This window comes from Campylobacter sp. CNRCH_2013_0898h (assembly GCF_025772965.1).
GTDB lineage: Bacteria > Campylobacterota > Campylobacteria > Campylobacterales > Campylobacteraceae > Campylobacter_D > Campylobacter_D lari_D.
The window spans coordinates 170,887-195,733 of the sequence record NZ_JAKMTD010000002.1 but is presented as its reverse complement, the minus strand read 5'-3'; the positions used below and the strand labels follow the sequence as shown (position 1 = coordinate 195,733).

The 24,847-nt window shown below is 29.2% G+C and carries 29 protein-coding genes; 8 read left to right on the top strand and 21 right to left on the bottom strand.

Annotated features, from left to right (window positions below; all coding sequences use genetic code 11):
- The 3 genes from L8X50_RS01960 to ribA form a co-directional block, all read right to left on the bottom strand.
- Nucleotides 1–342, bottom strand: a 342-nt coding sequence (locus L8X50_RS01960) for a hypothetical protein (protein WP_263660257.1), incomplete at its 3' end; no start/stop codon positions are given.
- Nucleotides 336–929, bottom strand: a complete 594-nt coding sequence (gene rsmG / locus L8X50_RS01955) for a 16S rRNA (guanine(527)-N(7))-methyltransferase RsmG (RefSeq protein ID WP_133319825.1) — start codon at nt 927–929, stop codon at nt 336–338. The genes L8X50_RS01960 and rsmG, both read right to left, overlap by 7 nt.
- Nucleotides 926–1,486 (bottom strand): GTP cyclohydrolase II, encoded by a 561-nt coding sequence (ribA, locus tag L8X50_RS01950; protein WP_220567283.1) that lies wholly within the window; start codon nt 1,484–1,486, stop codon nt 926–928. The genes rsmG and ribA overlap by 4 nt, the downstream gene beginning before the upstream one ends.
- 71 nt (nt 1,487–1,557) lie before the next feature.
- Between ribA and hemB the strand changes: the two genes are divergently transcribed.
- Genes hemB through L8X50_RS01930 form a run of 4 tightly spaced genes read left to right on the top strand, consistent with a single transcriptional unit; the run spans nt 1,558 to nt 5,646 of the window.
- Nucleotides 1,558–2,541, top strand: coding sequence for a porphobilinogen synthase (gene hemB, locus L8X50_RS01945; protein ID WP_133319823.1), 984 nt, complete (start codon nt 1,558–1,560; stop codon nt 2,539–2,541).
- 2 nt (nt 2,542–2,543) lie between these two features.
- Nucleotides 2,544–3,011, top strand: a complete 468-nt coding sequence (locus tag L8X50_RS01940) for a DUF2603 domain-containing protein (RefSeq protein WP_263660256.1) — start codon at nt 2,544–2,546, stop codon at nt 3,009–3,011.
- Nucleotides 3,012–3,014: 3 nt separating this feature from the next.
- Nucleotides 3,015–4,370, top strand: coding sequence for an oxygen-independent coproporphyrinogen III oxidase (gene hemN, locus L8X50_RS01935; RefSeq protein WP_263660255.1), 1,356 nt, complete (start codon nt 3,015–3,017; stop codon nt 4,368–4,370).
- A gap of 1 nt (nt 4,371) precedes the next feature.
- Nucleotides 4,372–5,646, top strand: a complete 1,275-nt coding sequence (locus L8X50_RS01930; RefSeq protein ID WP_263660254.1) for a (Fe-S)-binding protein — start codon at nt 4,372–4,374, stop codon at nt 5,644–5,646.
- On the opposite strand, the gene L8X50_RS01925 is transcribed toward L8X50_RS01930, so the two are convergent.
- The 3 genes from L8X50_RS01925 to L8X50_RS01915 are packed head-to-tail and all read right to left on the bottom strand — an operon-like array spanning nt 5,643 to nt 7,868.
- Nucleotides 5,643–5,852 carry a hypothetical protein gene (locus tag L8X50_RS01925; protein ID WP_133319819.1) on the bottom strand — a complete coding sequence of 70 codons (210 nt, stop codon included), beginning with the start codon at nt 5,850–5,852 and terminating at the stop codon, nt 5,643–5,645. The two genes, L8X50_RS01930 and L8X50_RS01925, sit on opposite strands and share 4 nt — an antisense overlap.
- A gap of 37 nt (nt 5,853–5,889) precedes the next feature.
- Nucleotides 5,890–6,897, bottom strand: a complete 1,008-nt coding sequence (locus L8X50_RS01920) for an alanine racemase (RefSeq protein ID WP_263660253.1) — start codon at nt 6,895–6,897, stop codon at nt 5,890–5,892.
- Nucleotides 6,897–7,868, bottom strand: coding sequence for a L,D-transpeptidase family protein (locus L8X50_RS01915; RefSeq protein ID WP_133319817.1), 972 nt, complete (start codon nt 7,866–7,868; stop codon nt 6,897–6,899). The genes L8X50_RS01920 and L8X50_RS01915 overlap by 1 nt, the downstream gene beginning before the upstream one ends.
- A gap of 127 nt (nt 7,869–7,995) precedes the next feature.
- Here L8X50_RS01915 and L8X50_RS01910 point away from each other — a divergent pair, with 127 nt between their 5' ends.
- Genes L8X50_RS01910 through L8X50_RS01900 form a run of 3 tightly spaced genes read left to right on the top strand, consistent with a single transcriptional unit; the run spans nt 7,996 to nt 9,422 of the window.
- Nucleotides 7,996–8,415: a copper chaperone PCu(A)C gene (locus L8X50_RS01910; RefSeq protein ID WP_263659636.1), complete on the top strand. Its 420-nt coding sequence runs from the start codon at nt 7,996–7,998 to the stop codon at nt 8,413–8,415.
- Nucleotides 8,415–8,861, top strand: a complete 447-nt coding sequence (locus L8X50_RS01905) for a hypothetical protein (protein WP_263660252.1) — start codon at nt 8,415–8,417, stop codon at nt 8,859–8,861. Before L8X50_RS01910 ends, L8X50_RS01905 begins: the two co-directional genes overlap by 1 nt.
- Nucleotides 8,862–8,864: 3 nt before the next feature.
- Nucleotides 8,865–9,422, top strand: a complete 558-nt coding sequence (locus L8X50_RS01900) for an SCO family protein (RefSeq protein WP_263660251.1) — start codon at nt 8,865–8,867, stop codon at nt 9,420–9,422.
- Between the two features lie 10 nt (nt 9,423–9,432).
- Here the strand turns inward: L8X50_RS01900 and L8X50_RS01895 are convergent, their stop codons facing one another.
- The 6 genes from L8X50_RS01895 to mapA form a co-directional block, all read right to left on the bottom strand.
- Entirely contained in the window at nt 9,433–10,635 is a 1,203-nt protein-coding gene (locus L8X50_RS01895) for an ABC transporter permease (protein WP_263660250.1), read from the bottom strand.
- A gap of 62 nt (nt 10,636–10,697) precedes the next feature.
- Nucleotides 10,698–11,144 (bottom strand): hypothetical protein, encoded by a 447-nt coding sequence (locus L8X50_RS01890; RefSeq protein ID WP_133319812.1) that lies wholly within the window; start codon nt 11,142–11,144, stop codon nt 10,698–10,700.
- A complete protein-coding gene (locus L8X50_RS01885; RefSeq protein ID WP_133319811.1) occupies nt 11,120–11,629 on the bottom strand; it encodes an LPP20 family lipoprotein in 510 nt (169 codons plus the stop codon). The genes L8X50_RS01890 and L8X50_RS01885 overlap by 25 nt, the downstream gene beginning before the upstream one ends.
- A gap of 61 nt (nt 11,630–11,690) precedes the next feature.
- The gene (gyrA, locus tag L8X50_RS01880) at nt 11,691–14,261 is read right to left on the bottom strand and encodes a DNA gyrase subunit A (protein ID WP_263660249.1); all 2,571 of its coding nucleotides are present in this window, start codon (nt 14,259–14,261) and stop codon (nt 11,691–11,693) included.
- 21 nt (nt 14,262–14,282) lie between these two features.
- The gene (locus tag L8X50_RS01875) at nt 14,283–14,864 is read right to left on the bottom strand and encodes a ComF family protein (RefSeq protein WP_133319809.1); all 582 of its coding nucleotides are present in this window, start codon (nt 14,862–14,864) and stop codon (nt 14,283–14,285) included.
- Nucleotides 14,861–15,508 (bottom strand): outer membrane lipoprotein MapA, encoded by a 648-nt coding sequence (gene mapA, locus L8X50_RS01870; RefSeq protein WP_258107956.1) that lies wholly within the window; start codon nt 15,506–15,508, stop codon nt 14,861–14,863. The genes L8X50_RS01875 and mapA overlap by 4 nt, the downstream gene beginning before the upstream one ends.
- Before the next feature lie 203 nt (nt 15,509–15,711).
- Here mapA and L8X50_RS01865 point away from each other — a divergent pair, with 203 nt between their 5' ends.
- On the top strand, nt 15,712–17,073 hold the full coding sequence (locus L8X50_RS01865) for a DASS family sodium-coupled anion symporter (RefSeq protein ID WP_133319807.1): 1,362 nt from the start codon (nt 15,712–15,714) through the stop codon (nt 17,071–17,073).
- A gap of 4 nt (nt 17,074–17,077) precedes the next feature.
- On the opposite strand, the gene L8X50_RS01860 is transcribed toward L8X50_RS01865, so the two are convergent.
- From L8X50_RS01860 to L8X50_RS01820, 9 genes are read right to left on the bottom strand one after another with little or no spacing between them, the layout of a single operon-like run.
- Entirely contained in the window at nt 17,078–17,692 is a 615-nt protein-coding gene (locus L8X50_RS01860; RefSeq protein WP_263659641.1) for a thiamine phosphate synthase, read from the bottom strand.
- Nucleotides 17,682–18,815 (bottom strand): 2-iminoacetate synthase ThiH, encoded by a 1,134-nt coding sequence (thiH, locus tag L8X50_RS01855; protein WP_263660248.1) that lies wholly within the window; start codon nt 18,813–18,815, stop codon nt 17,682–17,684. Before thiH ends, L8X50_RS01860 begins: the two co-directional genes overlap by 11 nt.
- A gap of 1 nt (nt 18,816) precedes the next feature.
- A complete protein-coding gene (locus L8X50_RS01850; protein ID WP_263660247.1) occupies nt 18,817–19,575 on the bottom strand; it encodes a thiazole synthase in 759 nt (252 codons plus the stop codon).
- On the bottom strand, nt 19,575–20,375 hold the full coding sequence (gene thiF, locus L8X50_RS01845) for a thiamine biosynthesis protein ThiF (protein ID WP_263660246.1): 801 nt from the start codon (nt 20,373–20,375) through the stop codon (nt 19,575–19,577). Before thiF ends, L8X50_RS01850 begins: the two co-directional genes overlap by 1 nt.
- Nucleotides 20,372–20,563: a sulfur carrier protein ThiS gene (thiS, locus tag L8X50_RS01840; RefSeq protein ID WP_066006795.1), complete on the bottom strand. Its 192-nt coding sequence runs from the start codon at nt 20,561–20,563 to the stop codon at nt 20,372–20,374. The genes thiF and thiS overlap by 4 nt, the downstream gene beginning before the upstream one ends.
- Nucleotides 20,564–22,423 (bottom strand): DUF262 domain-containing protein, encoded by a 1,860-nt coding sequence (locus L8X50_RS01835; protein WP_263660245.1) that lies wholly within the window; start codon nt 22,421–22,423, stop codon nt 20,564–20,566.
- Nucleotides 22,424–22,440: 17 nt separating this feature from the next.
- A complete protein-coding gene (gene dapE / locus L8X50_RS01830; RefSeq protein ID WP_263660244.1) occupies nt 22,441–23,541 on the bottom strand; it encodes a succinyl-diaminopimelate desuccinylase in 1,101 nt (366 codons plus the stop codon).
- Between the two features lie 3 nt (nt 23,542–23,544).
- Nucleotides 23,545–24,138, bottom strand: a complete 594-nt coding sequence (locus L8X50_RS01825; protein ID WP_263660243.1) for a LysE family translocator — start codon at nt 24,136–24,138, stop codon at nt 23,545–23,547.
- Nucleotides 24,132–24,830 carry an SIR2 family NAD-dependent protein deacylase gene (locus L8X50_RS01820; protein WP_263660242.1) on the bottom strand — a complete coding sequence of 233 codons (699 nt, stop codon included), beginning with the start codon at nt 24,828–24,830 and terminating at the stop codon, nt 24,132–24,134. The genes L8X50_RS01825 and L8X50_RS01820 overlap by 7 nt, the downstream gene beginning before the upstream one ends.
- Nucleotides 24,831–24,847 lie beyond the last annotated feature (17 nt).

The following is a 24,847-nucleotide window of genomic DNA, read 5'->3' as shown; positions in this document are numbered from 1 at the left end:
ACAAACTCCATCAACGCTTAACTCATAAGCTTTTTTTAAATTATTATCTAAAACATCAAGTAAAAATAAAATTTTAGAGTCAAACATATAAAACTCAGCCATTTTTGAGGCAATTTTTGCTAATCTCTCATCTTCTATTAAAATATATTTTGCTCCTAGTGCATTAGAAAGTAAAATTTCTTCCTCATTCTTGGCATATATAGCAAAATCTATTTTTTCCTCTTTTGCACTTTTTATATTTTGTTCATTATAGTTAAAACAATTTACATTTGTTTTGATAAAAATATTTTCATAACAACTAAATTTTTGCATATTTATCAAAGGATGTCCAAAAATTAACATAGTTTTTCCTTTATCTTTAAAAGACAATAATTCCTAAAGCCTTGATTAAAAATTTGATAATCTTTCAATTCTTGCAATTCATCATAAACTTCACTTCCTTTATAAAGCAAAAATAAAGTATTTTTATCATAAAAACCATTTGAAATTTCTACCAAAGGTTTTACATCCATTAAAGCTCTTGAAGTAATTAAATCTACTTTAAAAGGTGGATAGTTTTGTAATTTTTCTTTTATGATATTTACATTTATCAAATTAAGTTCAGTTTTAACCACCCTTAAAAATGAGGCCTTTTTAGCGCTAGGCTCAAAAAGAAAAAATTCATTATCTTGCAAAATACAAGCTAAAAATAATGCAGGAAAACCAGCCCCGCTTCCAATATCAATGATCTTTTTTTTATTACTCAAATCATAAAAATCTAAAATTTTAACACTATCAATAATATTTTCATCTATATTTTCAAAATGAGTTAAATTATGCACAGCATTAAATTTTTCTAACAACTCTTTATAGAGCGTGATTTTTTTAAAAAAATCATCTTTATTTGCAAAATCTTTTAAAAAATTTAATTGCTCTTCGTATTTTTTCAATTTAGATGTCCCATTTGTGTATATTTAATTTCTAAGTAATCTTTATTAAAACGATTTGCTTTTATTAAAATAGGCACTCTTAAATTAATTTTTTCTTTTAATGAATTTAGCTTTTCAGGATTATTAGTTAAAAGGTTAATTTTAGAAATCTTATAATGCTTAAGTATAAATTCTACTATTTCATAACTACGCTCATCTGCCTTAAAACCTAATTGATGATTTGCTTCTATGGTATTAAAACCCTTATCTTGCAAAGCATAAGCATTAATTTTATTAAAAAGTCCTATACCTCTTCCTTCTTGCCTTAGATAAATCACCATACCACCATGCTCTTGAATGTATTTTAAAGAAAAATCAAGCTGTTCTCCACAATCACATTTTAAACTTCCTAAAACATCCCCTGTTAAACATTCTGAATGGATTCTAATATTAACTTCTTTTTCCAATTTTCCTTTAAAAATACAAAGATGTTCTTTATCATTTTCTTTAAAACTTTGTATATTAAATTCCCCAAAACGAGTGGGGAGTTTTGCTATTTCAGAAATTTGAATAGTCATTATTTTACTTTACCTTTTTTATAAAAAATATGCTAGAATTTAAACAATTTTAACAAACAAAAAGGAAATTTATGTTTAAACGCTTTAGAAGATTAAGACTTAATGAGAATATTAGAAGCTTAGTAAAAGAAAATACCTTAAATTTAGATGATTTAATCTATCCACTTTTTGTTATCAATGGTGCTAATATTAAAAATGAAATCACGTCTATGCCAGGTGTGTTTCAAATGAGCTTAGATGAAATTTTAAAAGAATGTGAGGAGTTAATTAATCTTGGTATTAAAGCGATTATTTTATTTGGCGTGTTAGAAAGTTCCAAAAAAGATAGTTGTGGAAGTGATGCATTAAGCGATGATGGCTTGATTGCTACAAGTCTAAGAGCTATTAAAGCAAAATTTCCTGATTTGGTAGTAATTACCGATCTTTGTTTTTGTGAGTATACTGATCATGGGCATTGTGGTATTATTGATCCAAAAAGTAAAAGCGTAGATAATGATTTAACTTTAGAAATTTCAGCCAAACAAGCTCTAATTCATGCTAAAAACGGTGCAGATATGATAGCACCAAGCGGCATGATGGATGGTATTATTGAAACTTTAAGAAAAACTTTAGATGAAAATGGTTTTGAAAATTTACCTATTATGGCTTATTCTACTAAATTTGCTTCAGCCTATTATGGGCCTTTTAGAGATGTGGCTGATTCTGCACCAAGTTATGGAGATAGAAAAACCTATCAAATGGATTTTGCCAATGGTAAAGAAGCCTTATGTGAGAGCTTAGAAGATGAAAAACAAGGTGCTGACATCTTAATGGTAAAACCAGCACTTGCGTATTTAGATGTAGTAAAAGATATAGCAAATCATTCTAAACTTCCACTTTGTGTGTATAATGTAAGCGGGGAATATGCTTTGCTAAAAGCAGGTCAAAAAGCAGGTGTGATTGACTATGAAAAAATAGTGCTTGAAACTATGCTTGCTTTTAAAAGAGCTGGAGCTAAGCTTATCATAACTTATCATGCAAAAGAAATTGCAAAATTATTAACAAATAAGGAGTGAGATTGAATAGTCTAAGCAAAAAAAGTTCTCAAGATGTAATCAATGAATTATCTAATCATTTGGGCATAGAAAAACACAATCAAACTATATTTCATCTAACCCACATTAACGATAAAGAAAAAAAGTTAAGTCTAAAAAATGGCCATAATTTAGCACCCGAACCATGGTTTATAGTAGATGAAAATGATGAAGTTAAAACTATGTTTTCTGTAAAAACTCTGATTGAGTTTTTACAAAGTGCCAAAAAGATACAAAAGGATAATTTTGAACTTAAACTAGAAAAGGCTATCTATCAACAAATTCCTATTGACTTTAATGATGTATGGACAGTCGCAATGGATGAGATTAAACATCAAGTTTCCAAAGGTATAAAAGAAGTTAATATTGATTTAGATCAATTAATCAGCAATATTCATACAAAACATCCTAACTTATTTATAAACATGAAAGAAATGATGCAAAAAAGGTAAAAAATGAGAGATTATAAAAATTTTGTTAAATACTCCAAAGCAGGACCTAGATACACTTCTTATCCTACTGCAATAGAATTTAACACCCATTTTAAATATGAAGACTATATAAAAATTTTAAAACAACAAACAGCACAATTATCTTTATATTTTCATTTGCCTTTTTGCAGGAGTGCTTGTTATTTTTGCGGTTGTAATGTAATATATACCGCAAAAGAAGAAAGTAAAGAAAGATATTTAAATTATCTTTTTAAAGAACTTGATCTTTTAGCAAATATCATTGACACACAAAGGGAAGTAGCTCAAATGCATTTTGGTGGTGGCACACCTACTTTTTTTTCTGCTAAACAATTGCAAAGTTTGATTTTTAAAATAAAAAGCATTTTTCCAAATTTTACCCAAGATAGTGAAGTAAGTTGTGAAATTGATCCTAGATTCTTAAATGAAGAACAAGCTGATGTTTTAATTCAAAATGGCTTCAACCGTATTAGTTTTGGTGTGCAAGATTTTAACGAAAAGGTTCAAAAGGAAATTCATAGAATTCAACCTTTTGAACTTACCAAAAATGCAGTAGATATGGTAAGAAAAAAAGGGATAAATTCAGTAAATATGGATTTAATTTATGGCCTTCCTTATCAAAGTCTAGAAAGTTTTAAGCAAACTTTAGAAAAAGCACTGCTGATTAATCCCGATCGCTTTGCTATTTTTAATTATGCACATGTGCCTTGGCTTAAAAAAAATATGAGAAAATTTGACGAAAACACTCTACCAAGTCCTGATGTAAAACTTCAAATTTTAGAATATTGTGAAAAATTTTTAACTCAAAATGGTTATAAAATGATAGGAATGGATCATTTTGCAAAACCACAAGATGAACTTTTTAAAGCCTTAGAAAATGGTAGTTTGCATAGAAATTTTCAAGGCTATACTACAAAAGGCGGAACCGATTTAATCGGGATTGGCCTAACAAGTATAGGCGAAGGTAAAAGACACTATATGCAAAATTTCAAAGATATGCCAAGCTACGAAAAGGCTATCGATGAAGGTCGATTGCCTTGCGAAAAAGGTATCATGCTTGATGATGATGATGAACTAAGAAAAGCTGTTATTATGGAACTTATGAGTAATTTTGCTCTTAATATAAAAAATATTGAAAGTAAATTTAAGATTGATTTTTTTGAATATTTTAAGCAAGATTTAGAAGAACTCCAAAAACTTAATGAATTTATCAACATAGATAAAACTCATATCAAAGTTAATGAAACAGGAGTGCTTTTAATCCGTAATATTGCTATGTGTTTTGATAAATATTTAAAACGCATTAGCGAAGATAAAAAAGTTTTCTCTAAAACGGTTTAATATGTTAAATGTTAATGAAATTTCTAATGCTTGCGTAAAATGCGGAAAATGCATACCAGTTTGCACCATACATGAAATAAATCGCGATGAAAGTACTTCCCCTCGTGGCTTTTTAGATTTAATCAGTGCTTATGAAAACCAAGAACTAGACCTTGATAAAAATCTTAAAAAAATATTTGAATCATGTTTTTTGTGTACAAATTGCGTTGAAGCTTGTCCAAGCCATTTAAGAGTGGATAGTGCTATTGAAAAAGTGCGTTACGATATAGCACAAAAATTTGGCATTGCTTGGTACAAAAAACTTGCTTTCTTTTTTCTAAGACGCAGAAAAATTCTAGATATTTTAGCAAGATTTGGTTATGTTTTCCAAAGCTGTGCTTTTAGTTTACAACATAAAAATTTGGGAATGAAAGCTAAATTTAACCTACCTTTAATTAAAAAAGATCGTTTGCTTCCTTCTTTAGCTAAAAAAAGCTTTCTAGCTTCTAATCCTGATTTCATAAATAATCAAGGTGAAAAAACCATAGGACTTTTTATAGGCTGCTTGTCAAATTACTCTTATACAAATACGGGCTTTGCTTTGCTTGAAATTTGTAAACATCTTAAAATCAATGTAGATTTACTAAAAGATCAATCTTGTTGCGGCGCTCCTCATTATTTTACGGGAGATTTTAAAAGTGTAGAAATTTTAGCTAAAAAAAATATCGTTTATTTTGAAGAAAAATTAAAAACTCTAGATTATATCATTATCCCCGAAGCAACCTGTTCTGCGATGATTAATATAGACTATGAACATTTTTTCCACATGCAAAAAGATGAAGAATGGGCTATAAGAGCTAAAAATATTTCTAGTAAAATACTACTTGCAACAAAATATTTTTATGAATATACTAAACTAGAAGAGCTTTTAAAAACAAAGAAAAAATTAAAGACAAAAATTGCATACCACGATCCTTGTCATGCAAGAAAAATGCAAGGTGTTTTTAAAGAACCTAGAGCCTTGCTTAAACAAAACTATACTTTCAAAGAACTTATTAACTCAAATGAATGCTGTGGTTTTGGTGGTGTTAGTATGCAAACTGATCACTATGAAAAAGCTTTGCAAGTTGGTATAAGAAAAGCTCAAAATATACAAAAAAGCAATGTGGAAATTATCAGTGCAGAATGTTCAGCTTGTAGAATGCAAATTTCAAATGCATTAGAGCATGAAAAATCCTCCACGCATTTTTTACATCCATTAGAATTGATAGCAAAAATACTTCAAGATAAAAATTAATCTTGAATTTTTATATCTTCGATATTTGATCTATTTTTTTCTATTAAAATTCTATTTTTTTCTATATTTTCACTATTTTTTTTACACTCGTTTTTCAAGATTTCAATATTTTTATATAAAATTTTTATTTTTCTCTCGTAACGATTTATCAATAAAAATACTATAAATAAAAATAAAATTAAAATAGCCCAATTTAAAAATGCCATATTTGCCCTTTCTTTAGATATATTAACACTTTTTATCTTAAACTAAAATTCTTTTCAAATTTGGAGAAAGTTTGACTAAAATTTCATAGTTGATAGTATTAAAAAAACTAGCCATAATATTTGCATCATTTAAAACACAAATTTCATCTTCATCATTCTCACAAGAAAAACTATCCATAGACATTTTTCCAAGCAATTTCTTACCATTAGGAAGAAAAAAATCTTGTTTTCCATCATAACGCAAAAGCCCATCTGCATAACCTAAATCATAAGTTGCTATTTCAAGATCTTCTTTTGCATTATATACACCACCATAACCAACACTTTGACCTTTTTTCAACGCTCTTTGGCTTAATTTTTCAGCCCATAAACTTAAAACTTTGCGTAAGTCTTTATTAAAATGCGCATAGCCAAATTGCACAAGCCCTACTCTACAATACTCATCGCACCCAAGCTCGCTTGCTCTAAACAATGCTTCAGAATTATGTGAATGAAATATAAGCTTTTTAGCTTCATCACAAAGCAAAGTATATATTAGCTCTTTAGCTTGTTTAAATTTTTGTCTTTGCACAAAATAACTAGCATCTATTTCATCACTTCCTGCAAAGTGCATCATCACTCCATGAAGTATTAAATTATTACTTTGTAGTTCTTGTATCACTTCTTGAATTTCTTCAGGTATAATTCCATTTCTATGCATATTTGTATCTACAACTAAATGAATTTTTATATTTTGCTTGAATTTTTTAATATCATTTTTATCATTTAAAGCATAAATAAATTTTTCACTTTCATTGCCATGTGGATGATGGGATAGAATTAAGATATTATCAAAAATATCTTCAAGCTCTTTTGCTTCAGCTTCATTTTTTACCGCTATAAAATTTATACCTTTTGCTCTAGCTATAGGAGCTAAAAGCTTAGCTCCATGTCCATAAGCATTATCTTTAAAAACACATATTACTTTTTGATAACCTCCTGCTTTAGAGGCTATTAAGTCAAGATTATACTCATAAGCCAAACGATCAATTTTTATATATGCCATTATTGTTCAGCTAAAATTTGCATTTTATCTTCAACTAGCTTAACATAAAGGACTTTTTCTCCTTTGAATTTATAGTTAGTACTACGATAGTCTTCATAAAATCCTATTCTAAAAATTTTCTCATTTTTATCATTTGGATAAGGACTTATGCTAAGATCTGAAAATTTAATGCTCTTTTTTTCTCTCTTTGCAAAAATTCTTTCTTTATTTTTTGCAAATTGCTCATAAGTAGATTTATTATTATGTTTAAAAATTTTTTTATCATAAAAAGATAAATACTTATTTATATCACTTTTTTGCCAACTATCTTTCCAGGCAAATAAATTAGCTAGTAAAATCGCTATTTCATCATGAGTTGCTCTTACTTTATTTTTCTCTTCTGTCATTGCATAAGATTTTCTATCAGCTACTAATTTATTAAAATCTTCCAATAAATCATTATGCACAGCAATACAACCTCTAGTTTTATAAGTATCCAAGCGTGTTCCATCTAAAGGATAGCCATGAATCCAAATACCACCACCTGTTTTACCCAAAGTTTTATCTAAAACATTTGGGTAAGTTGTTGCAAATGCAAATGGGCCATAATATGGATCACCAGGATAAAATTTCTTTCCAAGTTCGTAAAAACCTATTGGAGTTTTTAAATCTCCTTCTACTTCTTTATCTCCAGCTAAACCTGTTAAAACATCCCTTTGGATAAATTTCTTTTCTACTTTTCCATCATTGTAGTGATAAACTCTAATAATTTTATCACTTTTATTTGTTAAAACTATTGCAACATTTTCCTCATAATATCCTAAACTAATATTTTTGTCTTTTATCTCATCAAGCCAAAAATCTTTTTTACTTAACTCTTGCTCCAATACCCTTTCAACTGCATCAATACCTTCGTTTAGATAAATTTTTGCAAGATTATTTGCATTTGCAAACACAGCCAAACTAAACAATGCTAATATAATTTTAAACAATTTTCACCTTTCTATTAAAAATTAAAACAACAAAGAGCTAATTATAATATTTTTACAATAAATATATTTTTAATTTTTTCCGTGTATAATGTTTTACAAATAACCAAAAACAAAAAAAGGAAAAATAATGAAAAAATTACTTAGTTTAGCCATATTAAGCACTTTTGCTTTTTCAAATCAAATTACTATAAATGATCCTTATGTAAGACAAACTCCACCTAATTCTAAAACAACGGCATTTTTTTTAGAACTTAAAAACAACTCCAACAAAGATATTAAACTCATAAAAGCTCAAAGTTCATTAAGCGATACAGCTGAAATTCATGATCATATTATGAAGGATGGTAAAAAAATGATGGTTCAAATTCCTCAAATCACAATAAAAGCTAATTCAAGCACTGAACTTAAACCTGGTGGGATGCACATTATGATACTAAATCTCAAAGAAAATATCACACCGCAAACAAAGGCCAATCTAACTCTTTATTTTGATGATAATAGCACAATTGAACTAAAAGATATCGAGTCAAGAAGCATTAAAAAATAATGAAAAATCTACTTGTCTTTGCCTTAGCTATAGTCTTTGCTATATGCGGGGCTTATTTTTACACCAATTCATCAAATACCGGAAAAAAGAGAGAATTAATTACCACTTTAACACCTCTAACATGTGATCTAAACATTCAAGAATGTAAATACAATTTTAAGGATAAAAAAGTCTTAGTAAATTTAAATCCAAAGCCTATTACTACATTAAATGAGCTTGATTTAAATATTACCAATTTAGGTGAGTTTAAAAAACTTAATGCTAGGGTTTATGGACTTAATATGTATATGGGAGATATTGTTCCACAATTTAAAAAAATAAACAATACTTATCATGCTAAATTAGTTTTAAGTTCTTGCACTCTAGATATAATGCGTTTTAGAATAGAGCTTTTTGATGATGAAACTCCACTAGGTTTTTATTTTGACTTTGATGTAAAGAGGTAAAATATGAAAAAAATAAATATTTTTTTATTAATTGTGGTAATTTTTGGAGTATTTTTTATATCTGTGCAGTATTTTGAAAACAACAAATACAATTTTCACTTAAATTCTGAAAAAGGCATACTTAGTCTAAAAGATTTTATCGGTAAAAAACTAATTGTATATTTTGGCTATACATATTGTCCTGATGTCTGTCCTAGCGAGCTTGCCTTGATTGCTAATGTTTTAGAAAAAATGCCAAATAAAGAAAAAGCTCATGTGATATTTATCTCACTAGATCCAGCAAGAGATAGCAACTTAACTCAAACTAGCCAATGGGTTAAGTATTTTTACCCAAATTCAACTGCATTGGTTGCTAAAGATGAAAAAGAATTAGAAAAAGTTACTAAAAATTATGGCGTAGTATATGAAAAAATCAATCTTAAAAATTCTGCTATGGGATATTCTATAGCACATAGTGGCGAATTTTATTTGATTGATGAGAATGGAAAATTTATTAAAACCATTAAAGATATTAGTTATGAAAGCTTTTTCAATGAAATTCAAAAATTCTTAAACGAATAAATTTCTCAATTTATTCGTTTCTTAAAGTATCTAAAATATCTACTTGTGTTGCTTTTTTAGCAGGATAATAAGAAGACAAGCTCACAATCATAATAGCACCAAAAATCGTAGTACAAAAATCAACAAAAGAAAGCTCCAAAGGTAGCTTACTCATGCCATAAACATCACTTGGTAAAGAAATAATGTCAAAATTTCCAAGTACCCACAAAGCAATAGCTGCAAGTATCACACCTGCTACGATACCACTTCCACCTATCAAAAATCCTAAAGAAAAAAATGTTTTTTTAATCTCTAACTTACTAGCTCCTAAAGAAAGCAACAAAGCTATCTCACTACGACGATTCATTACTATCATTAATAAAGAACTTACTATATTTAAACTTGCGACCAAAATAATCAACATCAATACTATAAACAAAGCTCTTTTTTCTAAAGCTAATGCTGCAAAGAAATTTCCATTTTGCTCCCACCAACCTATACTAGCATATCTTACACCCAAGAAAGCTTCAATTTGTTTAATATCCTCAAAAGGTTTATTTGAATATACATGTACCCCATCATAACTTCCTTGGGGATATGACAAAATCTTAGCTAAAGCTTTTACATCTGTATACATATAAGCTTTATCATAAGCTAACAAACCTGAAGAAAAATCAGCCATAACATCAAATCTTTTAACTTTTGGAATAAGCGAAAGTCCGCTTGCATTAAGATTGGAAAAAATTAAGGTAATTTTTTCATTATAATCAAGTCTAAATTCATCTTTTAAACCCTTACCAATTAAAATATCAAAATTATCTAATTTTTTATCTTTTAAAGCTTGAGCTACTACCTCATTGATCTTTTTTTCATCTTCAAAATTAACCCCAAAAAGCATACCGCCTTCCAATTTTAAATCATTTCTTGCTATAACCTGAGTAGTAATATAAGGGCTAAATAATAAATTTGGAAATTTGCTTCTTAATTCTTGTAATAATTTATCATCTACATTTGCTCCAAAACGCGGTAATATAGTGATAGGGTAATTCATAGTAAAAAGTTTTCTCTCAAATTCTTTATCAAAGCCATTCATAATGGCCATTGCAACTAAAAGCACACAAAGTCCTATACTTACACCTAAAAAGGCTAAAATTTTTGAAAGCATAATAAAGGGTTGATCTTTATCAAAACGCAGGTATTTAAATAATAAATAACGAGGGATACTTTTATACATCTTTTACTCTTAATATTTTTTTAAGTATTTTAACTTGATTTTTATAAAAGCAAGCTTTGTATTTATTTAAGATAATATACAAAGGCACTATTATCGTGAAATTCAACTATAAATCTTAGTGGCAAAATTCTCACATAAGTTTCACTTTGCGCACTTGCTTGTTCACTTTTTACAAAGTCTTTTACATCTATTTTTGAGTTAAAAAAGCAATCAATTAAATCATTTTTGTGAGCATTTAAAAAGTTAAATTTATCCAGCTTTGTCATCTTTTCTTCAGCCACCATACCAAAATCATTGCGTATTAAAGACTTCAAATCACTTGGTGTATATGCTAACTCACAAGCATATTCTAAATTTTTATTTTTACTTTTAGTCATAGCCATAGAAATAGTTTCATTTTGATGATAAAGAATAAAATTTTTATTAGAAAGTTCTGCCCAAAATATAAATTCATCTTGGGCAGTAGCATTAAAAATTATGAGGATTAATAAGCAAACAATTCTTTCCACTTGTCAGCATCAATTTTAAGTTCTACATTTACTCTATAAAGACCATCTTTAAAGTCTTGATCTACAACACTTGCATTTTTAATCAAACCATTTACCTGTGCTGTAATAGTTGAGCTTTTAAGCATTGCATCTTTTACTGTATCTTTACCATTAACTCTGACACCATACAACTTACTTGCTAATTGTCTATAAGCATCGGTAATTGCCGCTCTTTTAGCTAAAGCTAAAGCTTGACCAACTGAAACCGTATTTAAAGGAGCAATACCCTCACCCACCGCTGTAAAAGTTAAATCATTGTCTGTGCTTGTATCATTTGCAAGCATTTTTTCTTCTCTAATGATGTTACGCACATCATCTTTATCAACTTTTTGAACCACAACATCAGAATTTGCTGCTTGAGTCTGATTTGGATTCACACCTCTTTGATCTAGTGCACAAGCACTAAAACCCAAAGCTAAACAAAACATAAAAATAACTTTTTTCATTTTTTACACCTTCAATTTATTTGATTTTATTAAAACAGCAAAAAGCATTCCAATAATTTTACTATTCTAAATTTAAATCCATATTAGTTTCAGCATCTAATTCCTCATCTTCTTCTTTAGGGCACTTAGCAATGCTTACAACCTCATCATTTTCAACATTAACAACAATTACACCACTTGTATTTCTACCTGCTTTTCTAATGCTTTGCATATCAACGCGTATCATCTTACCACTGCTTGTTAATGCCATTAAATCCATACTTTCATCAACTATGACTATACCGATTAAATCTTTTGTTTTGGCAGTAAGTTTCATACAAATAACACCCTTACCACCTCTACTTTGAAGTCTATATTCTCCAGCATCAGTACGCTTACCTATACCTTTTGCACTTACGCTTAAGATTTCTTGAGCGTCATTTTCTATAACAACAGCACCCACAACCTCATCATCTTTTTCTTTAAATTTAATCGCAGTTACCCCTCTACTTACACGGCCAATCTCTCTAACTTTAGCAAGTGGGAATTTAATGCACATACCTTTTTTAGTAACCGCAAAAAGCATTTTACCAACGATAGTATTATCAAGCTCTTCATTAGGTTCAAGCATTTCATTTTCTAAATTTTCTTCATAATTTTGTTCTTGAGTTTCATTTTCATCCCTTGCTACGATAATTGCAGTAACAAGTTCATCATTTTCATCTAGATTAATCGCTTTTACACCCACGCTTCTAATGTTTTGATATTCACTTAAATTTGTGCGTTTTACGATACCATTTTTAGTAAAGAAACACAATGATTTACTTTCATCAAAATCAGTGGTTGGAATAATTGCCATGATTTTTTCATCTGCTTGTAGATTAATGAGATTAACCACGGCTTTGCCTTTAGCGGTTCTACTTCCTTCAGGAATTTTATAAACCTTAAGCCAATAAAGCTGTCCGCGATCAGTAACAAACATCAAGGTATCATGTGTATTTGCTGTAAAGAAACTTTCTATAAAATCATCATCATAAGTTGTAACTGCGACCTTACCTTTACCACCGCGTTTTTGTTTTTCATATTGCTTACTTGGAACACGCTTAATATAGCCACGATGAGTGATAGTAACTACCATATTTTCATTTGGTATTAAATCTTCTATATCAATATCATCATAGTCATCTTCAATTTGAGTAATTCTCGGTACATCAAATTTTGTTCTGATTTCTTTTAACTCATCTTTGATTAAATTTTCAAGCAAAGTTTCGCTTTTTAAAATTTGATCAAGCCTCTCTATTTCTGCTAATAATTCCCTTAATTCGTTATCAATTTTTTCTCTCTCAAGACCTGTTAAACGGCCTAATTTCATATCTAAAATAGCATTAGATTGAAGCTCACTTAGACCAAATTTTTGCATTAATAAATTTTTAGCCGTTGGGTTATCAGGAGAGTTTTTAATCAAAGCTATCACTTCATCAATATTATCTAGTGCAATTTTTAAACCTTCTAAAATATGTGCTCTAGCTCTAGCTTTTTGCAACTCATAAATAGTTCTTCTAATAATTACAGTTTTTCTATGATTTAAGAATAAATTTAAAAGCTCAATTAAAGAAAAAACTTTTGGCTCTTTATTATGTATAGCAAGCATAATCACACCAAAAGTGCTTTCCATAGTGGTAGATTTAAAAAGATTATTTAACACAATCTCACTCATAGCATCGCGTTTTAGCTCAATTACCACGCGAATTCCTTCCCTATCACTCTCATCTCTAACTTCAGCAATACCTTCGATTTGTTTTTCTTTGACAAGTTCAGCGATTTGCTCTATTAATCTTGCTTTGTTAGTTTGATAAGGAAGTTCATCTATAACGATAATATCTTTATTAGCTCTTTTTTCTATATGGGTCTTTGCTCTTACTTTTACCCTACCACGACCTGTGCGGTATGCTTCTATAATACCTTTTTTACCAAAGATAATACCGCCGGTTGGAAAATCAGGTCCTTTAATAAATTGCATTATTTCTTCTAAACTTGCGTTTTTATTATCAATTAAATAAAGCAAACCATCAATAAGCTCATTTAAGCTATGCGGAGGAATATTAGTAGCCATACCTACTGCAATACCACTTGAACCATTAAGCAATAAATTTGGGACCCTAGCAGGTAAAACATCGGGCTCACTCATAGAATCATCATAATTTGGTATAAAATCAACCGTATCTTTTTCTATATCACGCAAAAGCTCTTCAGCTAAAATCGTCATCCTAGCTTCAGTATAACGCATCGCAGCAGCACCATCGCCATCAATAGAACCGAAGTTTCCTTGTCCATCTACGCTTGGATAACGCATAGAAAAATCTTGCGCCATTCTTACTAAAGCATCATATACAGCTGTATCACCATGTGGATGATATTTACCGATTACATCACCCACTATACGCGCTGATTTTTTGTATGCACTACGACTTCCAACACCTAAATCATTCATAGCATATAAAATTCTTCTATGAACAGGTTTAAGCCCATCTCTAGCATCAGGTAAGGCACGGCCTATAATAACACTCATAGAATAATCTAAATAACTACTTTTTATAGAACTTTCTATATCTATATTTTCAATATCTGAATCTTTAGTAAAAATATTTTCCATAAAAATCCTTAAAATTAATGCCTATATTGTATCAAATTTTGCATTAGCCAAAACTAAAGCAAAAAGTACTTCAATATTATTTTTTTCTAAAAGCTCTTTTGCCTCTAATAAACTTAATCCAGTAGTTATCACATCATCTACTAAAATTACAGGATATTTTGGACGCTTTAAAAGCTTATAAGATCTTTTATTATCTTTACGAAATTTCAAACTTTTACCACTATATTTAAATTCTGAACTAGCTTGCAAGGTGTGATACATAGGTTTTATAAATTTAGTATTTAAGTATTTAGTTAAAATAGCAGTATGAGAGTAATTTTTATATGTTTTATCATCTAAAGCTATAGCATTAATTTTACAAGATGGTTGAAAAAAATCCTCAAATTTAGCAAAACTCAATTTTGCCAAAGCATTTAAAACAAAATAGCCTTGAAATTTGTGTTTAAAATAAATCAAATGCTTAATTTGCTCATATTGATAAAAATAATAAACTTTAAAATTTCCCTCAAGTTCTCTTATACCTAAAGAATATTCTAAAAGCTCTTCCTTGCAAGCTGGACAAAAACTCGCAAAGGAAAATCCATGGCAATTAAAACACCTCACAAAGAGCTGATAATATCTGCAGATTTATTAGCCACTTGTTTTATAAGAAGCTGAGTGAAAAAAGGTAGATCTTTGATATTATAAAAACCTTTAACTTCTTGTTTGGTTTTAATATTAATAGTTTTATTGGTATTAATATCTTTTAGTGTCAATTGACTAGCAATAATTGAAAATAAAGAATTAGAATCAAATTTAGAATAAAAATCATTAAAACTTAAATCTACCCTTAAAACATAAGGAGAATCTTGTGTATCTTCTACTACAACTATACCTCTATTTTCTAATTCTTCTTTTAAAAACACATAAAAATAGTAGTTAAAATTCTCATTAATATAATAATTATTTCCATTAGAAGAAGAATATTTTAAATTCTCATTTAAATCATATACCCTATGAATATAAACTTTTTTTAAGGAAGCACTTTTATCAATTGTTCTTTTATTTGCGCAATACTTAAGCCCCACATCACTAATATACACAAGGCCTTTAATTTTTGCTTCATATGCTTTAGAATCAGAAGGATTATAACATTGTGCTTGAATTTTTATAAGCTCATTAACTTTTGCAACACTTTGATTTTTAGAATTTACAGCACATGCACTAAAAAATAAAGCTAAAACAAATACAAATACTTTTTTTAACATCTTTTTTTCCTTAGAATCATCTTTATTATTTTATGATTTTTAATTAGCAAAAATTATACCAAAAACAAATAAATTTTACTAAAACTTACTTTTTTTCACACAAGAATAATTTTATTGAAAAAATTTTATACAAAAATTGATATTTAAAAGAAAATTCATTTAGAATATGTTACAAAACTGCAATATTTTAAAGGAGTTGTTAAATGAGTTCAAATACAAAAACACTTATAGTCGTTGCTGATTTAGTGTTATTTATCGCTTTGCTTTATTTTTCCCCTTTTGGTGAAACTAAAGTAAACCAAGGTTTATCTTTGTTAATTTTTATTGCCGTTTTATGGCTTAGCGAGGCTTTGCATGTTACTATTACAGCTATTTTAGTACCTGTTTTAGCTGCTATTTTGGGATTACTACCCACCGCTAAAGCTTTAACAGGTTTTGCTGATTCTAATATCTTTTTATTTTTTGGTGGTTTTGCTTTGGCCGCAGCTATGCATCATCAAAAATTAGACAAACTTATTGCACATAAAATTTTAACATTAGCAAAAGGGCATTTAGGCCTTTCTAGTTTGTATATTTTTATTACCACTGCGTTTTTATCTATGTGGATGAGTAATACCGCAACAGCAGCTATGATGCTTCCGCTTGCTATAGGTATGTTAGCTTCACTTGATCCGCAAAAAGATAGAAATACTTATGTTTTCATCCTTTTAGGTATAGCTTTTAGTGCGAGTATAGGTGGTATAGGCACCATAGTAGGAACTCCACCAAATGCAATCGTTGCCACTCAATTACACATTACTTTTGCACAATGGTTAAAATACGGAATTCCTATTGTTTTAATTTTCCTACCTGCAATGATTTTAATTTTATACTTTATGTTTAAACCTAAATTTAATCTACAAGTTGATTTACATACTGAAAATATAGAACTTACAAGACCTAGAATCATCACTTTAATAATCTTTTTAGTCGTTGCACTATCTTGGATTTTTAGTGGTAATATCAGTCCTATCATCACAAGTATTTTTGGACACAAAATAGCAAATCTTGATGCGATTATTGCTTTATTGGCTGCTGTTTTAGTATGTGCTTTTAAAGTAATTGATTGGAAAAATATACAAAAAAATACCGATTGGGGTGTATTAATGCTCTTTGGTGGAGGCATCACTCTAAGTGTAGTATTAAGAGATTCTGGCGCTAGTAAAGTAATGGCTGATACTATCATTTCATTTATAGAAAATGGACATTTATTTATTATAGGTTTAATTGTGGCATTTTTTATAGTATTTTTAACTGAATTTACTTCAAATACTGCTTCAGCAGCCTTACTTGTGCCTTTATTTATCTCTATAGCAGATACTTTAGGTGTTCCTGCTTTAGGACTTGCTTTAATCATTGCTATTGGTGCTTCTTGTGCTTTCATGCTACCAGTTGCTACACCACCAAATGCTATAGTTTTTGGTACAGGACATATTAAACAACAAGAAATGGTAAAAGTTGGGATTATATTAAATATCTTTTGCTCAATCGCACTTGCAGTAATTGCATACTTTTTCTGGCTATAATCTTTTAGTCCTTTTGGACTAAAAGATCTTTACACTTTAAAACATAGTTTTTTACATCTTTACTTTTATACAAAGCTTCTCTTATACATACGCCTGCTAAATTTAAATCTTTTAAGTGATTTATAGTTTGGATATTTATCCCACCTATGGCATAAATGGGTATTTTTGAAACTTCTAACAAATCTTTTAAATTTTTTATACCCTTTGGTGTTAAATCAGCCTTACATGAGCTTTCAAATACATGTCCGAAAAAAGTATGATTTACTTTAAACTTATAAGCTAAATCTAATTCTTCTTTAGAATGGACAGAAGTACCCAAAAGCTCAAATTTTTTATAACTTTGTGGGTAATTTTGTAAAATTATTAAGGGAGCATGAAAAAATTGATGATTTAATTTTAAACAAGCTTCATAATGATAATGCAAAAAGCAAATTTTTTGAGTTTTATTAAAAATTTTTAATACTTCTTTGGCTAATTTAGTATATTCTAACTCATCCAAATGTTTTTCTCTAAGCACTAAAGCATCAATACTACTTTGACTTAGTTTTTCAATAAAATTTAAAAAATCTCCTTGGGTATTTTGACTATCGCTAATAGCAATGATTTTTTTATCCCACATAAATACTATCGCTCATTATAGCTTGTAAATTTGCATTTTTTAACATAGCTAAAACCTCATCAACACTACGCATATCACTAATTTGAAACTGATCATCACCTTTTTTATCACCTTGGTGCTCACCTACCCCCACGCTTACACCTGCACTCATTTTAGTAGCTCCAAGTTTAATAACCCCGTCTCTAAATCCTGCTCTTTCACGCGTAGAAATCGTAATACTTGCAAAAGGTAAAAATAATCTATAAGCACATAAAACCTGCAAAAGCCTTGTTTCGCTTACATCTTTTGGATGAATTTTTTTATTATTGATAATAGGTCTTAATCTAGGGATGGATAAAGCTATTTCAGCATGAGGGTATTTTTGCTGTAAAAAATACGCATGTAAAGCCGTAGCAAAAGCATCTTTTCTAAAATCATCCACGCCAAGTAAAGTTCCAAAAGCAACCCCTCTCATACCTGCTTTTAACGCTCGCTCTTGTGCATGAAAACGATACTCAAATACACTTTTTTCACCTTCAATATGAATTTTAGAATAAGTTTTTTGATTATAAGTTTCTTGATAAACACTTACATATTCACAACCCTTTTCATGAAGCAATGTATACTCATCTACATTCATAGGATAAACTTCAATTCCAACAACCTTAAAATACTCTTTTGCTATCTCACAAGCTTTGGCAAGATATTCTACGCTAGCATATTCCCTGCCCTCACCTGTTAAGAGTAAAATTTCTTCTAAGCCGCTTTTTTTAATCTCTTGCATTTCTTTGTGAATTTCAGCCTCATTTAGCTTAGCTCTTTTAATGTTATTTCCTTTTTGAAACCCACAATAAGTGCATTTGCTATTGCAAAAATTAGAAAGATATAAAGGTGTAAAAAGCGAAATGGAATTTCCAAAATATTTTTGAGTAATCTTGCTTGATTTTTGTGCTAAATCTTCTATAAAATCTTCTGCTGCGCTTGAAAGCAAAGCTTTCAAATCTTCTATGTTAAGATAATCTTTAACTAAAGCTTGTTTTACATCAAAAGCGCTAAATTTACTTTCATCAAAAATTTCAACTTCTTTTAAAACCTTGGTTAAAATTTCACTTTCAATACTTTGCATATGAGGATATTTTTGCATTTTAATCTCTTAAAAAACCACTCAAAGGCGAGCTTGCACTTGGCATGCTTTCATTTGCTATACCTGCTAAATACGCATTATGTCCTGCCTCTATAGCCAAAGCAAAAGCCTTTGCCATTTTTGCTACATCTTTAGCTTGAGCTATAGCAGTATTTACCATCACTGCACTTACTCCCATTTGCATGGCCTCACAAGCTTGTGCGGGATTTCCTATGCCTGCATCTACTATAACAGGTAAGCTAATTTCATTAAGTAAAATTTGTATAAATTCTTTAGTTTTTAAGCCTTTATTGCTTCCTATAGGAGCTCCAAGAGGCATTATAGCAGCAGCTCCTGCATTAGCCATAGCACGCGCTGCATATAAATCAGGATACATATAAACTAAAGGTGTAAAACCCTCATTTGCTAAAAGTTCTACTGCTTTTACACTTTCATAATTATCCGGTAATAAATATTTACTATCGCTAATTACTTCAACTTTAATCATATCTCCACAGCCAAGCTCTCTTGCAAGTTTTGCTATACGCAAAGCTTCTTTGGCACTTCTTGCACCCGAAGTATTAGGCAAAAGTTTAATATGTTTTGGGATAAAATCAAGTATATTTTCTATGCCTTTATCATTTACCCTACGCAAAGCTAAGGTGATAATCTCAACTTTTGCTTCTTCAATGGCTGATTTTATAAGCTCAAAAGAAAATTTCCCAGAACCTAAAATAAACCTAGAATTAAACTCATATTTTCCTATTTTTAATTTTTCCATTACTCGCTCGCTAAAAGTTCTAAAACTAAATTTGCTTGATGTCCTGCGCAAATATTTACACGCGGTGCCATAAGTCCATTGCCTACCTTTGCCTCGTTTTTTAAATCACCACAAACATAAAAGTTTTTTGCAATTTTTCTTGTTTGTATGCTGTTGCTATCGCCATATCCTGCTAAGCCAGAAGCACAAATTAATGTTTTTTGAGGATAGTGTTGATGAAAATTTTGCGCTAAAAGCGCTTTATATTTTGCACTATCAAAGGCTTCACAAACTATATCATCATTTGTAAAAAGTTTGGCTATATTTTCTTTTTCTATTTTTAAAACTTGTGCAAATACTTCTATAAAAGGATTAATTTTAGCGATTTGATCTTTTAAAGCTTCAGCCTTAAATTTACCCAAATCTTCCACCATATAAGCTTGACGGTTAAGATTACTTGGCTCAACCACATCAAAATCAATCAAATGAAGCCTACCAACCCCGCTTCTTGCTAAATTTATAGCTATATGCGAGCCAAGTCCACCAAGTCCACACACTGCCACACTTGCCTTTTTAAGCTTATTATGAAGTTTTGGAGTATGTCTTGCCCTCATCATCGCATCAAGAGCTTCATATGGTGGTAAAGTATTTTTTTCTATACAAAAAAGCTCATCATTTTCTTTTAGATCCAAACTTTCTTTTGTTGCAAAACCATTGACTATCCATACATCATTTTCATTTTTACTCACACTTTGAAAAAATTCCAAAGTGTTTTTAAAATGCGTGTTTATCATACTACCATTAAATTTAATTCTCATCAACCACCACCTACAAAAGTAACAATCTCTACTTTATCATTTTCTTTTAAAATCAAATTTTCAAATTTATCCCTTGGGATAATTTCTCCGTTTAATTCTAAGGCAATAAATTCTATTTTTAATTGCTTTTCTTTAACATAATCCATAAATCTAAGCTCTTTTAACTCAAGCTTTTGCCCATTGATAATCATTTATCTATCAACTTCCCAAATAATTTTTACAATTTCATATAAAAGTTTTGTTCTTTCAAACAATGCATTTTTATCAAATTCTTTATAAAATTTAAATCCATTTTCAGAGCTAAAGTATTTATCATTAAAATTTTTGAAATCTTTATTTGTTCTGTGATGAAAATCTTCACAAATAGAGCAACCCCATATTAATTTAGCAGCAATATAAGTTTTTAACTTATCCCCATATTCTTCATTACCTGATGATATATTTGATTTATCTTTTAAAAGCAATAATCCACCTAAAAGATTTCTTTGTCTTTGGAATTCTTCTTCATTATCAAAATAATTGATATTAGTAGCATTATTAGACAATATATGTTCTATATGATAACCTGTTTTATCTCCTGTTTTCGTTGAGATGGTAAAAACATCATTTTGCGGTTGTATATTCATATTGTCACATATAAATTTTTCTACCCTAGCAAATAAATATCGTAAAAATCTAGGATTCACATTTGTATAATCTCTATTTAAAAAATCTTTATAATCCAATAAAGATTTTGGATCTGATTCTAATTTCTTTTTATTTTTTATAATATCCTTTAACAAACAATCAAATATTGTTTTATATTCTTCTAGTTTTACTTCTTTCAGTTTTTCGTTAAGACTATATGTTATATCTTGGAAATTGTTACTATTATACATACCATTTAAATTTAATAACATCCATAATCTATCATATTCTTTAGCTATTAAATTTATTTTTTCATCTTCTAATTTATCATTTATTTCACATGCAGCTAAAATGTTTTGATATTGACCAGATAAATCATTTATCACTTTACAATAACGTAAAAAATCATTATTGCTATTTGTTATTTTTTTATATAATTTGCCATAATAATTTATTTCATTTTTAATAAATTTTTTAATATTTTCAATACGATCAAAATCTTGTTTTCTAAAATTTAGATTATTGGCTATTTCATTATTTTCAAAAATATATCTATGATATCGCTTATTTATGTTTTTTTCAACATCAGAATTTCTTTTAAAAATAAATCTAGATTTTAAAAAATCTATAAAGAAACTATCTTCAAATTTTGATAAAGTGGATAAAACGCTATCCCATATTTTACAAAAATACTCTGTGTCGTTTTTATCTAAAACACCTATCAATTTACCTTTTAGTATTTCAAATGGCTTAAGTGGCTCACCTCTATCATTTATAACTTCAAATATCATAGGGGTATCATTTTGATCGATAGCTAACTCAACCAATACTAATCGTTTTAAAAAATACAAAATAAACACTTTAAGTTTTTTATAATTATTTTCTTTAAATTCATTTTCTAAATAATTCGATATATCATTATATCTTTCTATAAGATTTTTTTCTGTTTCATTATCAAATTCATCTGGATAATTTTTCTTATTAAAAATAATATCCATAATTTTATATCTTTTATCGTTATCAATATTAAAAAAATCATTAAAACCATTATTGCTAAAAATACATTGTCCTAATAATTCTCTCAACTTCTCTTTACTATCAAGCATATGATAAAGTTTTGTAGCTATTAAAGTTAGGGTGGTAAGTCTTTGCTGTCCATCAACTATATATATTTTACTATTAATATTGTTTGTAATATAAACATTAAGATAATACCAATTATACTTCTCCATTAGTTCTTCTGTAATTTCTGAATCTTTCCAATCTTGATATCCTAAATTAAAATTATAAAATATATCATTTAAGAGAATTAATGTAGTTTCTTTACTCCAAATATAATTTCTTTGATAAAAATCAATATAATATTTTTTTTGCTTTAAACAATTCTCTACACTTTGTTTATCTGGCATAACAGCTTGTTGCATAAATATACTCCTAAAAATTAGTTAAAATTCTCCAATAAATCTTTAAAAACTAAATACAATTTTTCAAGCTCTTCTATACTCACTCTTTCATCAATTGCATGAATTCTATCATTGCACACGCCAAATTCTACCACCTTCACACCAAACTCAGCAAAATATCTCGCATCACTTGTACCACCTTTGGTGTTAAGTTCTGGCACTACTTGAGTGATTTTTTGCACACTCTCATTTAGTTTTTGTACGATTTTAGAATCACTTTGTGTTAAAAAAGGATTTGAACTTTGATTTATGCTCAACTCATAATCAAGCCCTTCGCAAGTCTTTTCTACATAAGCTTTTACATCTTCTAAGCTAGTTTGTGGAGAATTTCTCACATTAAACATCAATTTTAAATCATTTGGGGTTACATTGCACACTTCCATACCACCACGTATATCAGTAATAACGATTTTAGATGGTGCAAATACCTCATCGCCTGGATCAAGATCAAAACCTGCTAAAAATTTCAAAGCAAAAGCAAAATTATGCACAGGATTAATGCATTTTTGCGGGTATGCTACATGGCCTTGCTTACCTTTGATGAGTAATTTTGCATTGATAGAACCACGACGCCCTATTTTAATACTATCTCCAAATTTTTTATCACAAGTTGGCTCAGCAACCACAGCAAAATCAGGTAGCATATCTTTTTCTTGCATAAATTTAAGCACTTCAAGCGTACCAAATTTAGCCTCGCCTTCTTCATCACTTGTTAAAATTAATGAAATTCTTCCTTTAAAATTTTCTACTTCCTTAACTGCACACATAAAAGCAGCCACGCCACTTTTCATATCTTGCGCACCTCTTGCATAAATAAACCCATCTTTTTCTAAAGGCTCAAAAGGATCACTGCTCCAACCCTCTCCCGCAGGCACTACATCTACATGCCCACCAAAAGCCAAATGCTCACCATCATCACTAAATTTTTTAGTCAGCAAAAGATTTTTCACACCTTCTTTTTCTATAAAAAAAGCTTCAAAATCACTTAACTCCACTGCGATATAATTTAATGCTCCATCATCATCTGGGGTAATGGATTTAAATTTGCTCAATTCTTTAAAAATTTCAACTACTTGCATGTTCTATCCTATAAAAGCTTTATACAGCATAGAAAGAGCAAAATACTCTAAAATAAACGCTGAAAAAAGATTAATGTAAAATATATGTTTGTTTTTCACAAAGGCTTTGAATTTAGACACAAAAAACGATAGAGTAAAAATCCAAAACACAATAAAACTCACCAAACCAAAAAGCAAGGCAAAAGAGTTTTTACTCTGCATGCTAAGTCCTGCTACACTCACCCAAAAACCTATAACATAAGGATTTGTAACATTAAAAAAAAATCCTTTGCTAAAACCTTTTAAAGGATGAGTTTTATTTACCTTGTTAAGATCGACTTTTCTTGTTTTTCTTAGCATTAAAAACACCATAAAACTCAAAAAGAAAAAGCCAAAAACTGCTAGTATTTTATAAAAAAATTCATTATTTGCAAAGCTTAAAAGCCCAAGATTAATCAAAATCAAAAAAAGTATATCAGCACTTAAAGCACCAAGTCCAACGCAAAAAGCATTTTTAAAAGAAGACAAAGCAGTATTTAAGATCAAAATATTTACAGGTCCAAAAGGCACAGACACACCCATACCTAAAACTATGCCTTGTAAGATTACCTCTAACATTTTTCTTCCAAGAAATTTTCTATATCGGTTTTGATTTTATCAATGGCTGTGCAAACATCTTCTATATAAACTTTTGTGAAATTACTTTCTAAATATTTATCCTCATCAAGATTGTTTAATATACTTTGTTTACATACTCTTGCATACTCTCCCACGGGTAAAACCTGCCCGCTTGTGCCTATACATACAAATAAATCGCAATTTTGTAATTTTTCATATAAAATCTTATAATTTAGTGCCATTTCTTCAAACATCACGATATTGTGCCTTACACTTTTACTTTGGCATTTAGGACAAATTTTATCATCACTACTTTCATAGCCTATGTTAAAAATATTTTCACACTCTAAACACCTAAGTTCAGGTAAAAAACCATGCAAATGCACCACTTCTTCACAGCCTACTCGCTCTAATAAATCATCTACATTTTGCGTTAAAACGCTAATTTGTTTTGGAAATTTTTGTTTTAATAAAGCGATGATTTTATGCGCATAATTTGGCTTAACACCAGCTAGCTCTTTTCTTCTTTTATTATAAAATTCTAAAACTTTTTTAGGATTTTTTCTAAAGCCAGTTGCAGAGCAAACTTCCATCACATCATGCTCTTCCCAAAGCCCACCACTAGCTCTAAAAGTTTTTATACCACTTGGAGCAGACAAACCTGCTCCACTTAAAATCATCACTTGTTTCATTTAATAAACCTCATTAT

Bases quoted from the DNA above. Each gene is read 5' to 3' on its own strand.
- ribA (WP_220567283.1), bottom strand. From the start codon at position 1,486: ATGACTATTCAAATTTCTGAAATAGCAAAACTCCCCACTCGTTTTGGG.
- hemB (WP_133319823.1), top strand. From the start codon at position 1,558: ATGTTTAAACGCTTTAGAAGATTAAGACTTAATGAGAATATTAGAAGC.
- hemN (WP_263660255.1), top strand. From the start codon at position 3,015: ATGAGAGATTATAAAAATTTTGTTAAATACTCCAAAGCAGGACCTAGA.
- L8X50_RS01930 (WP_263660254.1), top strand. From the start codon at position 4,372: ATGTTAAATGTTAATGAAATTTCTAATGCTTGCGTAAAATGCGGAAAA.
- L8X50_RS01925 (WP_133319819.1), bottom strand. From the start codon at position 5,852: ATGGCATTTTTAAATTGGGCTATTTTAATTTTATTTTTATTTATAGTA.
- L8X50_RS01920 (WP_263660253.1), bottom strand. From the start codon at position 6,897: ATGGCATATATAAAAATTGATCGTTTGGCTTATGAGTATAATCTTGAC.
- L8X50_RS01910 (WP_263659636.1), top strand. From the start codon at position 7,996: ATGAAAAAATTACTTAGTTTAGCCATATTAAGCACTTTTGCTTTTTCA.
- L8X50_RS01905 (WP_263660252.1), top strand. From the start codon at position 8,415: ATGAAAAATCTACTTGTCTTTGCCTTAGCTATAGTCTTTGCTATATGC.
- L8X50_RS01900 (WP_263660251.1), top strand. From the start codon at position 8,865: ATGAAAAAAATAAATATTTTTTTATTAATTGTGGTAATTTTTGGAGTA.
- L8X50_RS01895 (WP_263660250.1), bottom strand. From the start codon at position 10,635: ATGTATAAAAGTATCCCTCGTTATTTATTATTTAAATACCTGCGTTTT.
- L8X50_RS01885 (WP_133319811.1), bottom strand. From the start codon at position 11,629: ATGAAAAAAGTTATTTTTATGTTTTGTTTAGCTTTGGGTTTTAGTGCT.
- gyrA (WP_263660249.1), bottom strand. From the start codon at position 14,261: ATGGAAAATATTTTTACTAAAGATTCAGATATTGAAAATATAGATATA.
- mapA (WP_258107956.1), bottom strand. From the start codon at position 15,508: ATGTTAAAAAAAGTATTTGTATTTGTTTTAGCTTTATTTTTTAGTGCA.
- L8X50_RS01865 (WP_133319807.1), top strand. From the start codon at position 15,712: ATGAGTTCAAATACAAAAACACTTATAGTCGTTGCTGATTTAGTGTTA.
- L8X50_RS01860 (WP_263659641.1), bottom strand. From the start codon at position 17,692: ATGTGGGATAAAAAAATCATTGCTATTAGCGATAGTCAAAATACCCAA.
- thiH (WP_263660248.1), bottom strand. From the start codon at position 18,815: ATGCAAAAATATCCTCATATGCAAAGTATTGAAAGTGAAATTTTAACC.
- L8X50_RS01850 (WP_263660247.1), bottom strand. From the start codon at position 19,575: ATGGAAAAATTAAAAATAGGAAAATATGAGTTTAATTCTAGGTTTATT.
- thiS (WP_066006795.1), bottom strand. From the start codon at position 20,563: ATGATTATCAATGGGCAAAAGCTTGAGTTAAAAGAGCTTAGATTTATG.
- L8X50_RS01835 (WP_263660245.1), bottom strand. From the start codon at position 22,423: ATGCAACAAGCTGTTATGCCAGATAAACAAAGTGTAGAGAATTGTTTA.
- dapE (WP_263660244.1), bottom strand. From the start codon at position 23,541: ATGCAAGTAGTTGAAATTTTTAAAGAATTGAGCAAATTTAAATCCATT.
- L8X50_RS01825 (WP_263660243.1), bottom strand. From the start codon at position 24,138: ATGTTAGAGGTAATCTTACAAGGCATAGTTTTAGGTATGGGTGTGTCT.
- L8X50_RS01820 (WP_263660242.1), bottom strand. From the start codon at position 24,830: ATGAAACAAGTGATGATTTTAAGTGGAGCAGGTTTGTCTGCTCCAAGT.